The organism is Gordonia polyisoprenivorans (assembly GCF_017654315.1).
GTDB lineage: Bacteria > Actinomycetota > Actinomycetes > Mycobacteriales > Mycobacteriaceae > Gordonia > Gordonia polyisoprenivorans_A.
The window spans coordinates 4,050,681-4,063,313 of sequence record NZ_CP072203.1 but is presented as its reverse complement, the minus strand read 5'-3'; the positions used below and the strand labels follow the sequence as shown (position 1 = coordinate 4,063,313).

The 12,633-nt window shown below is 68.6% G+C and carries 8 protein-coding genes; 4 read left to right on the top strand and 4 right to left on the bottom strand.

Going from position 1 to position 12,633, the window contains the following annotated elements; all coding sequences use genetic code 11:
* Positions 1-8: 8 nt before the first annotated feature.
* The 4 genes from treY to J6U32_RS18315 all read right to left on the bottom strand — a co-directional run bounded on the left by treY (position 9) and on the right by J6U32_RS18315 (position 8,063).
* Entirely contained in the window at positions 9-2,375 is a 2,367-nt protein-coding gene (treY, locus tag J6U32_RS18330; RefSeq protein ID WP_208791573.1) for a malto-oligosyltrehalose synthase, read from the bottom strand.
* A gap of 4 nt (positions 2,376-2,379) precedes the next feature.
* Positions 2,380-5,145: a glycogen debranching protein GlgX gene (gene glgX, locus J6U32_RS18325; RefSeq protein ID WP_208791572.1), complete on the bottom strand. Its 2,766-nt coding sequence runs from the start codon at positions 5,143-5,145 to the stop codon at positions 2,380-2,382.
* 86 nt (positions 5,146-5,231) lie between these two features.
* Positions 5,232-7,424, bottom strand: coding sequence for an acyltransferase family protein (locus J6U32_RS18320; protein ID WP_208791571.1), 2,193 nt, complete (start codon positions 7,422-7,424; stop codon positions 5,232-5,234).
* Positions 7,425-7,493: 69 nt separating this feature from the next.
* Complete coding sequence (locus J6U32_RS18315; RefSeq protein ID WP_208791570.1) at positions 7,494-8,063, bottom strand: TetR/AcrR family transcriptional regulator; 570 nt, start codon at positions 8,061-8,063, stop codon at positions 7,494-7,496.
* Positions 8,064-8,241: 178 nt separating this feature from the next.
* Between J6U32_RS18315 and J6U32_RS18310 the strand changes: the two genes are divergently transcribed.
* The 4 genes from J6U32_RS18310 (at position 8,242) to bioB (ending at position 12,594) form a co-directional block, all read left to right on the top strand.
* The gene (locus J6U32_RS18310) at positions 8,242-9,540 is read left to right on the top strand and encodes an adenosylmethionine--8-amino-7-oxononanoate transaminase (protein WP_208791569.1); all 1,299 of its coding nucleotides are present in this window, start codon (positions 8,242-8,244) and stop codon (positions 9,538-9,540) included.
* Positions 9,537-10,727 carry an 8-amino-7-oxononanoate synthase gene (locus J6U32_RS18305; RefSeq protein WP_208791568.1) on the top strand — a complete coding sequence of 397 codons (1,191 nt, stop codon included), beginning with the start codon at positions 9,537-9,539 and terminating at the stop codon, positions 10,725-10,727. Before J6U32_RS18310 ends, J6U32_RS18305 begins: the two co-directional genes overlap by 4 nt.
* Positions 10,728-10,789: 62 nt before the next feature.
* Positions 10,790-11,557: a dethiobiotin synthase gene (gene bioD, locus J6U32_RS18300; RefSeq protein ID WP_208796194.1), complete on the top strand. Its 768-nt coding sequence runs from the start codon at positions 10,790-10,792 to the stop codon at positions 11,555-11,557.
* A complete protein-coding gene (gene bioB / locus J6U32_RS18295; protein WP_208791567.1) occupies positions 11,554-12,594 on the top strand; it encodes a biotin synthase BioB in 1,041 nt (346 codons plus the stop codon). Before bioD ends, bioB begins: the two co-directional genes overlap by 4 nt.
* The last annotated feature ends 39 nt before the right edge of the window (positions 12,595-12,633 follow it).

Sequence of the window (12,633 nt, the reverse complement as noted above, 5' to 3'; positions counted from 1 at the left end):
CGACCCCGTCAGGTACCCGACGGGGTCAGGATCGCCACCGGACCCGCGGTCCGCAGCGCGGCGAGATCGACCGATCCGGCGTGCTCGGACCGCGAATCGGTATCGATCCAGGTGCCGGGCGGCAGCGCCAGGGTGGTCGCCGAGGCGCGGTCGTCGTCGAGGCTGTGGGTGAAGCGGGCGGTCACCACGATCACCCGCGGATCGCTCTCGCCGCGGACACCCCGACCGAAGGCAATCGCGTGGTCGGCGGCCGGTCCGTCGACCCGAATCGGTCGGTAGTCGCCGTGGGGGCCGAAGGCCGCGCGGTGTTCCCGGCGAACCCGCAACGCGGCGACCACCAGCCGTGTCTTGGGGTGATCGAGAGACCGGCGGAAGTCCACCGGACGACGATTGTCGGGATCGACCAGTGAGTCCTCGAACCACTCGGTGCCCTGGTAGATGTCGCCGACACCAGGGCCGAGAAGTGCGATGGCCTTGCGGGCCAACACTTCCTGTTCCCATGCCGGACCGATCCGGGTGATCAGGTCATCGATCATCCCGGCCACCGGTTCGGCGGTGAGCGCACCGATCCAGGTATCCAGCGCATCCTCGAACGCCTCGTCGACCTCGGTCCACGTGGTCCGCACACCGGCCTCGCGGGCCGCTTTGCGCGCATAGGCGCGCAGGCGATCACGTAACTCGTCGTCGACCCCGCCGTCGAGCGGCCACACCCCGATCACGTTCTGCAGCAAGAAGTATCCGGTCAGATGATCCGGTGGCGGAGCGGCGTCCCAGACCTGGCGAACCAGCAGTGACCACCGCTCGGGTACCTGTGCGAGCAACGCGATGCGCGCCCGCACATCCTCGCCGCGCTTGGTGTCGTGGGTCGATGACGCCGTCATGGCTCGTGGCCAGTCCTGCGCCCGGACGACGTTGAGTTCGTGGAACTCACGCAGCGGCAGCGCCGGGTTGGCCGGGTCACCGCCGACCTCCTGCGCCGACACCAGTCGGGCCGTGCGGTAGAACAGGCTGTCCTCGACGCTCTTGGCGGTGACCGCACCGCACGTTTGCGCCAACCGCGACGTCGGGGCACCGGGTGTGGCGGTGGCGTGCACGATGAGTGTCACGGCGTCGGCGAGATCGGGTCGTCGGCGGGTGATCCCCTCGGCCACACCGAGCAGACGAGATCGTAGCGACGGATAGTCCGCGCGATAGACACCGAGATCGGCGATCAACTCGGCGACGGCGTCGGTGAGGGCGGCCGCGTCGGCGGTCGGATCGGAATGGGTCAGCGCACGCACCAGTCTGCGGAGCTCGGCGGGGAACATCTGCGTGAGTGTGGTCAGCTTGCGCTGCCGTTCGGTGTCGTGCAGCCAGTGGGCGTCGGCGGGCACGCCGGTGGTGTGTTCGTGGATCTCGCTGAGCTCGACGATCCCCGACGGAGCGGTGAACACCGACTCGATGAGTCGCAGCTGGTCGTATCCGGTGGTTCCCTCGACGGGCAACGTCGGTTCCAGCGCCTCGTCGGCGGCCAGGATCTTCTCGATGTAGAGCAGGCGATCGGTGCCGATGTCACCGCGCAACCGCTCGAGATAGGACATCGGGTCCCACAGCCCGTCGGGGTGATCGACCCTCACCCCGTCGATCAGATCGGCGTCGATCAGCTCCCGAATCCAGGCGTGGGTGGCGTCGTAGACGGCGTCGTCCTCCTGGCGCAATCCGGCGAGTTCGTTGACCGTGAAGAATCGGCGGTAGCCGATGATCCCGGAATTCCAGGGCACCAGTCGATAGTGTTGCCGCGCATGAACATCCTGCGGTGTACCGCCGAGACTGCCCGGCGCGGTGGGGAATTCGTGGTCGTAATAGCGCAGAATGCCGTGCCGGTCGACGGTCAGTGGAGCCAGGTCGCCGTCGGCGGCGAGGACCGGCAGGGCAAGTTTCCCGTCGCTACCGTTGTCGGAGGAGAAATCCGCGTCGAAGTACCCGGCGTACCGTGAACCGGGCCCGTGCCGCAAGAGATCGGCGAACCAGGGGTTGCGCAGGACCTCGGCCACCCCGGTGTGGTTGGGGACGATGTCGATGAGAATGCCCAGGCCGACCGCGCGCGCCGCCGCGCGCAGGGCGGCCAGACCCTCACGGCCGCCGAGGATCGGTGACACCTGCGGAGGGGGTACCCAGTCGTAGCCGTGGGTGGAGCCGGGCATCGCGGTACCGATCGGCGAGAGGTAGACGTGGCTGACACCGAGATCGGCCAGATGTCCGAGGATGCCGATGACCTCGACGAAACCGAAGTCCGGGGTCAGCTGAACCCGGTAGGTGGCAATGGGTTCCGGGCGGAGGCCGCCGGCGGCGCCCGCACCGTCGCCGGTCTCCGAGCCCGGGACTGTGCCGGCCATCGGGTCAGTGCTGCTTTCGCAGGACGAGTAGCGAGCGGGCCTGAACCGCGAATGTGGTGCCGCCACAGGCGTCCTCGATGTCGGAGTCACCCGTGGGTTGGGCGGTGTCGAGGACACCGGTCCATCCCGCCTCCAGGATGGCCGGCAGCGTGAACTCGATCGGCTCGTAGTGGGCGTTGAAGCAGATGATGAAGCTGTCGTCGACGATCTTCTCGCCGCGCTCGTCCTTTTCGCCGATTCCGTTGCCGTTGAGGAACACCGCGAGACTCTTGCCGAATCCGCTGTCCCAGTCGGCGGTGGTCATCTCCTCGCCCGAGGGGGTGAGCCAGGCGATGTCGAGGTACTGCCGGCCCCACCGGATGGGTTTGCCCGCGAAGAACCGGCGTCGGCGGAACACCGGGTGTTTGGTGCGCAGTGTGATGGCCTTGCGGGTGAATTCCAGCAGATCGGAGTTCTTCTCCGCCAATGACCAGTCCATCCAGGACAACTCGGAATCCTGGCAGTAGACGTTGTTGTTGCCCGATTGTGTGCGCCCGATCTCGTCACCGTGGGCGAGCATCGGCGTGCCCTGGGAGAGGAACAGTGTGGCGAGGATGTTGCGTTGCTGCCGGGCGCGCAGCGCATTGACCTCCGGATCGTCGGTGGGGCCCTCGACCCCACAGTTCCAGGACCGGTTGTGGCTTTCCCCGTCGCGGTTGTCCTCACCGTTGGCCATGTTGTGTTTCTCGTTGTAGGACACGAGATCACGCAAGGTGAAGCCGTCGTGGGCGATGACGAAGTTGATGCTCGCGAGTGGGCGGCGCCCGGTCGCCTCGTAGAGGTCCGACGAGCCGGTGAGGCGAGAGGCGAACTCGCCCAGGGTGGATGGTTCGCCGCGCCAGTAGTCGCGCACGGTGTCGCGATATTTGCCGTTCCACTCGGTCCACAGCGGCGGGAAGTTCCCGACCTGATACCCGCCTTCGCCGACGTCCCACGGCTCGGCGATGAGCTTGACCTGGCTGACCACCGGATCCTGTTGGACCAGATCGAAGAACGCCGAGAGCCGGTCCACGTCATGCAGCTCGCGGGCCAGCGTCGAGGCGAGATCGAACCGGAAACCATCGACGTGCATCTCGAGTACCCAGTAGCGCAGCGAATCCATGATGAGCTGCAGGGTGTGCGGATGGCGGCCGTTGAGGCTGTTGCCGGTCCCGGTGTAATCCATGTACATCTCGGGATTGTCGTCGACGAGCCGGTAGTAGGCGGCGTTGTCGATTCCGCGGAAGGCCACGGTCGGTCCGAGGTGGTTGCCCTCGGCGGTGTGGTTGTAGACGACGTCGAGGATCACCTCGATACCCGCCTTGTGGAAGGCGCGCACCATGGCCTTGAACTCGGTGACCGCGCTCCCGGGCTGGTCGTGATTCGACGCATACTCGACGTGCGGCGCGAAGAAGCCGAAGGTGTTGTACCCCCAGTAGTTTCGCAAACCCTTGTCGAGCAGCACGAAGTCCTGCATGAACTGATGCACCGGCATCAGCTCGATGGCGGTCACACCCAACGACTTCAGGTGATCGATGATCACCGGATGACACAGCCCGGAGTAGGTGCCGCGCAATGCTTCCGGGACGTCGGGATGGGTGGCCGTCATGCCCTTGACGTGGGCCTCGTAGATCACCGTCTGGTGGTACGGCAGTCGGGGCGAGTGGTCGTTCTGCCAATCGAAGTAGGGGTTGATGACCACCGACAACATGGTGTGCCCCAACGAATCCAGCTGCGGCATCGACGGCGACGGTTGCGGCTCGGTGACCGGTTCCGGAGCCGGCGGCACAACGTCGGTGGTGTCGTCGGCGGTCAGTGGATCGGCGTCGGAAGCCCCCTCTGCATCGGGCTGTTCGGCACCCGGTGCCCCGGCACCGGACGCCCCGGCATCGGCCCCCGCTGCATCGGACGCCTCTGTATCGGATGCCTCTGCGCCGGAACCCGCTGCATCGGACCCTGCGGACCCGGCAGCCTGCGTGTCAGCGGCGTGCGAGTCGATTGTTTCCGTAGTGGTCGCTTCTTCGGCAACCGTTGTCGCAGAGTCGGTCTCGTCGGCAGGGTCGGTCTCGTCGGCGGAGTCGGTCTCGGTGACCTCGTCGGCTTCGATCGCGGCGGTATCCGCCTCGTCGAGGCAACCGTCCGCATCGTCGGAGCTCTCGTCCGTGCCCGCGTCGTCGTGGGTGCTCTCGGGCAGCGGATACGAGAACAGTGACGCGTCGCCGTCGAACTCGCCGTGATAGGCCTTGCCGTAGGGATCGAGCAGCAATTTGCTCGGGTCGCAACGCAATCCGCGTCCGGGATCATACGGTCCGTGGACTCGGTAGCCGTAGAACTGGCCGGGACCCACATTGGGCAGATAGCAATGCCAGCAGTATCCGTCGACCTCCTCGATGCGTATACGGCGTTCGTTGCCGTCGCGATCGATCAGGCACAGATCCACCGCTTCGGCGGCCTCGGAGAACAGGGAGAAGTTGGTTCCCACGCCGTCGTAGGTGGCGCCGAGCGGGTACGCCTGACCGGGCCACACCGGAATCGGCGCGGGCTCCGGCTCGACCATCGCCTCCGCCTGGGCGCCGTCGGCGACGAGCTTCTCCGTCGGATGCGGTCGGGTGCTGCTGCTGCGCGGCGCCGCGGTGGTGGCGGTACCGGTCGCGGTGGCAGAAGACTCGGTGCCTGCAGTCTCGGTACCCGTGGTGTCGGTACCTGTGGTCTCGGTACCTGTGGCGTCATCGGCGGTTGGCGGTACGGTCATGCCCACCTTCTGTCGGTCATGCACCGACAGTAGTCGCGATACGGCGCGCATTCATCTCGGAAGCAAGCCACTCGCCTCCGGAGCGCTCACCCTCCCACACCGCCGGTCCAGGGCAGCGCTCGCCGGAGCTGCACACCGAGTCCGTCGGTGAGACTGCGCACGTAGGTGGCGCTGAGGTGATGCCAGTCCTTGTACACGATGATGTTGCCGACGATCGCGGGACAGCGCTCGGGAGTGCAGACCCCGTCGGACAGATCGAGGGCATGGAACAGCGGGTCGGTGGCGGCGAGCGCGGCCGCCGGATCGCGGGCGTCGAGAGCCGAGGCGCGATCGGTTCCGCAGGACTCACCGTTGCCGCCGTCGGCGAGGCAGGTGGGGGTGTCGATGGCACCCCGCGCGTCATGCGGCCAGGGCGTGTCCCGCATACCGAGAACGGGGATACCGGCATCGGTGAATCGTTCGAACACCGGCACGTACGTGTCCGGCAACACGTCGCCGGCGGCTGCGGTGTCCGGGCGGGTCGAGGTGGTGAACACCGCGTCGGGGCGGTCGGCGATAATCCGGGGGATCACCCGCTGCACCCAGTCGTGGCACTGCGGATACGGGACGCCGTTCTGCATCGACGGCAGTTCCTCGGTCGAGAGCGGGCACCCCATCTTCAGGTAGGTGGTGACGCGGAAGTGGTGTCTCTTGCCGAGCAGGTGCAAGGCGCTGATCCACATCTCGGCATGCGAACCGCCCGCGAGCGCGACGGTGCGTTGCGCGTTCGGGTCGCCGTACACCCCGACGTGGATCGACGGGTCCTCGAAGCTGCTCATGTACCCGTCGGTCGAGGTCTCCGGAAAGTCTTCGATGACCGCGAGCGGCGTCGGCTGCGGATCGAGTGCCGGGACCGGCGCACCGTCGAGCAATGCGCGGGCACCGGGGTAGTCACGCGGATCGAGGTCGGCGGTGTCGACGGTCAGCGTCGCCACGTGTCGCTGCCACATCCCGATCGCGACCGCCCCCGACATGCTGAGCACGAGGAGGATCGAGGTGAGCACGGCGGTGTAGGAGGGCAGGCGACGTGTCGCCCGGTCCCGGCCACCGGGTGCGGTCCGGGTGCGCAGCGGGTCCTCGATATAGCGCTTGGTCAGCCATGCCAGACCGATCGAGACCACCAGCAGGCATACACCGTCGAGGAACGACGCTTGCTCTTTACCGCGCCAGTTGAGGAAGAAGATCAGCAGCGGCCAATGCCACAGATAGAGCGCGTAGGCGATGGTCCCCAACCACACCGGCCCGGGGGAGGCCAGCAGCCGGTTGATCATCGGCAGCGGATGGACCGGACGTGCGTGTCGGGCACCGGAGCGCTGTTCGAGGGCCGCCGCGCCCGCCCAGATGAGGATCAGGGTGGATCCGACCGGCACCAGCGCCCACGGGCCGGGATAGGAGTCCACCCCGTCGATCCACCATCCGCAGGTGATGATCAGTCCGAGTGCGATCGCGCCGGCGAGGGTGCGCACCGCTCGAGGGATACGCCATCGGGGCAACCAGACCGCGAGCAGTCCTCCGGCCAGCGGCTCCCACAGACGGGAGAGCGTGTCGAAGTAGTTCCACTGCTGGTTCACGCCCATGCGCATGTCGGCCCAGTAGAACGAGATCGCCGCCGCGCCGAGCAACGCCACCCCCACGCACACGCGGATGGTGTGCGGTGTGGCGATCGGTGCGATCACCCGCGCGGCGAGTTTGACCAGTCCGGCGAAGCCCAGCGCGACCAGGAGCGTGGCGAGAAAGAACTGGCCCTGCACCGACATCGACCAGATGTGTTGCAGGGGACTGTTCGCCGAGCTCGCCGCGAGGTAGTCCTGCGAGTTCAGAGCCAGATACCAGTTCTGGTAGTACAGGGCGCTCGCCGTGAGCTCGCGACCGATGTTGGCCCATCGGGTCGGCGGGAGTAGGAGCACCGTCAGGATCAGCACCGCACCCAGGACGGTGAGCAGGGCCGGCAGCAGGCGGCGGAGGAGTCGGCGCAGGCGGGGCCACGGATTGATGGTCGCGGCCAGGCCGACGTCGGGGGATTGACTTGCGATGGTGTGGCGCAGGAGTGAGCCGATGAAGAAGAAACCCGACAGCGTCAGGAAGACGTCCACCCCGCCGGAGACCCGGCCGAACCAGATGTGAAAGCACGCCACCAGTGCGATCGCGATCCCGCGTAGCCCGTCGAGATCGGTGCGGTAGGACTGCGCCGCGGGGGTCGCCGACCCGGACGGGGTACGGACTGCCTGGGCGGTGGACACGATGGGAGTCGGACTTTCGTGCGGAGGCGGACGTGTGCGCACTCTCGACGCTACCGGCGCCCGGTGGTTCTACGGGTGCCCGGCCACGCGGGCGCGACTGCGGGCGCCGTCGATGATCACCGCGAGTGCGCCGGTGAACTCCGCGTCGAAGTCCCGTTCGGACGGCTCGATGACTCCGAGCCGTTCCATCTGGGCTCGGGTCTGTTCCTCGATCGTCAGTCCGATCACCAGCTGGCAGATCGCGGTCGCGACCGCGCGGGCCCCATGCTCGTCGAGGCCGCCGAGTGCGGCGGCGGAGGCCACGTCGTCGGCGACGGGCCGCCCGGACAGTGCGCTGGCCCAGCTCGACGAGACGACCTCGGCGCTGTCGGGGACGGCCAGCAGGGCCGTGCGCATGCCGGTCGCCAGGGCCTCGAGGCGTTCGTCCCACCGCAGCTCCGGACCGGGCTCGTCGATATCGGCGAGGATGTCGTCGGCCAGTGCCGCCAACAGCGTCTGCTTGTTGGGGAAATGCCAGTACAGGGCGTTGGGGCGGACGCCGACCTCGGTTGCCAGCCTGCGCATGGTCAGGTCGGCGAGGCTGTGTCGGGTGAGCACGTCGCGGGCGGCGGCGAGGACGTCGGCGCGATTGTTGCTCACCCGGACAGCGTAGAGCCCCGTGGCCGGACACCGCCGAGGCGGTCCTGTACACCGTCCAGGGCGGCCCTGTACAGTGTCCAGGCGAAGCTTCGGCGAGGCAGCCCCTCCCGCACCTGTGTGGGCCGCCCGGCCCCGAATCGACACGTCGCCCGCATCGACACATCGAAGGAACGTCCCCGTGGATCAGATGAGCATCAGCCGCATCGATGCGGACCACATCTGGCATCCCTACGGTGCGTTCCCGCCGTCGACCCGGCCGCTCGTCGTCACCGGCGCATCCGGCGTGCGACTGGAGCTGGCCGACGGACGCACGGTCGTCGACGGGATGAGCTCATGGTGGGCGGCCATCCACGGTTATCGTCACCCGGTGCTCGACGCCGCGGTGCGGCGGCAGCTGGACTCGATGTCGCACGTCATGTTCGGTGGACTCACCCACGAACCCGCGGCGCGACTCGCCGAACTGCTCGTCGAGCTCACTCCCGAACCGCTGCGCAAGGTGTTCTTCTGCGATTCCGGATCGGTCTCGGTGGAGGTCGCGGTCAAGATGGCGCTGCAGTACTGGCGTGGTCGTGGTGAACCGGGCCGCACCCGGTTGCTCACGTGGCGCGGCGGCTACCACGGCGACACCTTCACCCCGATGAGCGTGTGCGACCCCGACGGCGGGATGCACAGCATGTGGACCGACGTCCTGGCCCACCAGATCTTCGTGCCGACGCCGCCGCGGGACGCCGACGACACCTATGACGCCGACGTCGCCGGCGTCGTCGCAGCCCATCGCGACGAACTCGCGGCGATCATCGTCGAACCGATCGTCCAGGGTGCCGGGGGCATGCGCTTTCACGATCCGGCGCACCTGCGCGCGCTGCGCCGCATCTGCGACGAGGAGGGCGTGCTGTTGATCTTCGACGAGATCGCCACCGGCTTCGGCCGCACCGGATCGATGTTCGCCGCCGATCAGGCCGGCGTCGCCCCCGACATCATGTGTGTCGGCAAGGCGTTGACCGGGGGATACCTCACCCTCGCCGCGACCCTGTGTACCGAGGAGATCGCGGAGGTGATCAGTTCCGGGGAGGCGGGCGGATTGGCCCACGGCCCGACGTTCATGGCCAATCCGCTGGCGTGTGCGGTCGCCGTCGCCTCGACCGAGCTGCTGCTCTCGCGCCCGTGGCGTGACGACGTCACCCGCATCCGGGACGGCCTGCGCCGCGGACTCGACCCACTGCGCCACCTCGACGGTGTCCGCGATGTCCGGGTCCTCGGCGCGATCGGCGTCGTCGAACTCGACCGGCCGGTCGACATGACCGCCGCCACCACTGCCGCGCTCGACGCCGGCGCATGGCTGCGACCATTCCGCACCCTGATCTATGCCATGCCGCCGTTCCTGTGCTCCGACGACGACGTCGAGGTGATCACGCGCGCCATGGCATCGGCGGCGCAGGCCAGTATCGCCGCAACCCGAGAGGTGGTGTCGCCGTGACCATTACGGACACGCTCACCGGTACGACCGGACCCGCGTTGGACTGGCTGCACGCGGCCCAACATGCCACCGCACAGGCCGGGCTGCATCGCGACCCGGTGGTCCGCGACGGCGGTTCGGGTCTGCTCGACCTCGCCTCGAACGACTACCTGGGGATGTCGAGGAATCCGGCGGTGCTCGCCGCGGCCCGCACGGCGATCGACGAGTGGGGTGCGGGCTCGACCGCCTCGCGACTGGTCGCGGGCACCACCCGGGCGCACCTCGACCTCGAAGGCGAGATCGCCGAATTCCTGGGATTCCCTTCGGCTCTGGTGTTCTCCTCCGGCTATCTCGCCAACGTGGGGGTGATCACCGCGCTCGCCGGGCGCGGTGACCTCATCGTCAGCGACACCGGTACCCACGCCTCCCTGATCGACGGCTGCCGGCTGTCGCGGGCGCGGGTGGTGGTCGTTGACCGCGGAGATCACGACGCCGTGCGTGCCGCCCTCGCGGCCCGGGACGAGGAACGCGCACTGGTCGTCACCGACTCGATCTACAGTGTCGACGGCGCTGCCGCGCCGGTTCGCGAACTCTACGACGCCGCACGAGCGCACGGCGCGGCTCTGCTGGTCGACGAGGCGCACGGCCTCGGTGTCCGCGGGCCGGGCGGACGCGGCGTCGTCGCCGAGGCCGGGCTCTCGGGTGCACCGGATCTCGTGGTGACCACGGTCGCCTCGAAATCCCTGGGCGCACAAGGGGGAGTGGTACTCGGACCGCAGGTGCTGCGCGGCCATCTGATCGACCGGGCCCGCACCTTCATCTTCGACACCGGCCTCAACCCGGGCGCGGTCGGCGCCGCCCGCGCCGCGCTGGGATTGCTGCGGGCGGATCCGGACATGCCACTACGGTTGCGCGACAACGTCCTACGCATCGCCGATCGCCTCGGCCTGACCCTGCCGCTCGGCCCCGACGGGACACCGCAGACCTCCGCGGTGCTCTCGGTGATCGTCGGTGATCCGCACCCCGCGCTCGCCGCCGCGGCGGCCTGCCGGGCCCGCGGGGTGTTCGTCGGATGCTTCCGGCCGCCGTCGGTGCCGCCGGGTACCTCGCGCCTGCGGCTGACGATGCGCGCCGACCTCGATGCCGCCGACGTCGACCGCGCCGCCGACGTGGTGCTCGCCGCCCTCGAGGAGGTGGGCGTCCGATGACCGCCGGTCGGGTTGTCGCACAGGGCCTTGCGGGTTCACATGGCCTTGCGGGCCGTTCCCTGGTGATCACCGGGACGTCGACCGACGTGGGCAAAACCGTCGTCACCGCTGCGCTCGCCGCGACCCTGGCTGCCCGCGGTGTCGATGTCGCGGTGTGCAAACCCGCCCAGACCGGCGTCGGACCCGACGAGCCCGGTGATCTCGCCACCGTCACGGCCCTCGCCGGAACGCTGCCGACCCACGAGTGTGTGCGGTTCGCCGACCCCCTCGCCCCCGAGACCGCGGCCCGTCATGCCGGATCGGCGCAGGCCGACCCCGACACGATGGGCCGTCAGATCGCCGGATTTGTTGCGGCGCACCAGATGACGCTCGTCGAGGGGGCCGGCGGCGTGCTGGTCCGGTTGGCTCCCGAGCACACCATCCTCGACGTGGCCGCCGCCCTCGCCGCCGAGGTCCTCGTCGTCGTCGACCCCGCTCTCGGCACACTCAACCACACCGAACTGACCGTTCGGGCCATCCGATCGGCGGGGCTGCATCCGGCCGGCCTCGTTCTCGGATCCTGGCCGCACACACCAGATCTCGCGATGCGCTGCAATCGCGACGATCTGCCCCGGCTGACCGGGGTGCCGGTGGTCGGCGTGCTGCCAGCCGGCGCAGGCGGGCGCAGCCGGGCCGAATTCGCCGAGTCCGCTCCGGGCTGGTTCGATTCCGGCTGGATCGAGAGTCTCGCCCCCGCAACGCCGGTGCCGTCCGCACCGCCGTCCGCACCCTCACCACAGTCCGCACCCGCACCACAATCCGAGCCCGCATATCAAGGAGTTCACCCATGACCCAGGCCCCCGTACAGTCCGACGTCGCGGCCGGGACCGACACCGACGACATCCTCGCCGTCGCCCGCGCCCAGGTCCTCGAACGCGGTGAGGCGCTGACCCGCGATCAGGTACTCACCGTGCTCCGGCTCGGCGACGACCGGCTCACCGAGTTGCTGCAACTCGCCCACGACGTCCGCATGCGGTGGTGCGGCCCCGAGGTCGAGGTCGAGGGCATCATCTCGCTCAAGACCGGCGGGTGCCCCGAGGACTGCCACTTCTGTTCGCAGTCCGGCCTTTTCGCCTCCCCGGTGCGCAGCGCCTGGATCGACATCCCGTCGCTGGTCGAGGCGGCCAAACAGACCGCCAAGACCGGTGCCACCGAATTCTGCATCGTCGCGGCCGTACGCGGACCCGACAAGCGACTGCTCTCGCAGGTGGCCGCGGGGATCGAGGCGATCCGCAACGAGGTCGACATCCAGATCGCCTGCAGCCTGGGCATGCTCACCCAGGAACAGGTCGACCAGCTCAAGGACATGGGCGTCCACCGCTACAACCACAACCTGGAGACCGCCCGCAGTCACTTCCCGAACGTCGTCACCACCCACACCTGGGAGGAGCGTTGGGACACGCTGCGCATGGTGCGCGACGCGGGCATGGAGGTCTGCTGCGGCGGCATCCTCGGCATGGGAGAGTCCCTCGAGCAGCGCGCCGAGTTCGCCGCCGACCTCGCCTCGCTCGAGCCCGACGAGGTGCCGCTGAACTTCTTGAATCCGCGTCCGGGCACCCCGTTCGGCGATCTCGACGTGCTCCCCGCGGCCGAGGCGCTCAAAGCCGTCGCCGCGTACCGGTTGGCCCTGCCGCGCACGATTCTGCGGTTCGCCGGCGGCCGCGAGATCACCCTCGGCGATCTCGGCGCCAAGCAGGGCATCCTCGGTGGTATCAACGCGGTCATCGTCGGCAACTACCTGACCACGTTGGGTCGCCCCGCCGAGGACGACCTCGATCTCCTCAACGACCTGTCGATGCCCATCAAGGCGCTCAACGACAGCATCTGATCCACACCGACGACGACGTGACTAGGCTCGCCAGCGTGA

Excerpts from the sequence above, each read along its gene's own strand:
- treY (WP_208791573.1), bottom strand. The coding sequence starts at position 2,375 with ATGGCCGGCACAGTCCCGGGCTCGGAGACCGGCGACGGTGCGGGCGCC.
- glgX (WP_208791572.1), bottom strand. The coding sequence starts at position 5,145 with ATGACCGTACCGCCAACCGCCGATGACGCCACAGGTACCGAGACCACA.
- bioB (WP_208791567.1), top strand. The coding sequence starts at position 11,554 with ATGACCCAGGCCCCCGTACAGTCCGACGTCGCGGCCGGGACCGACACC.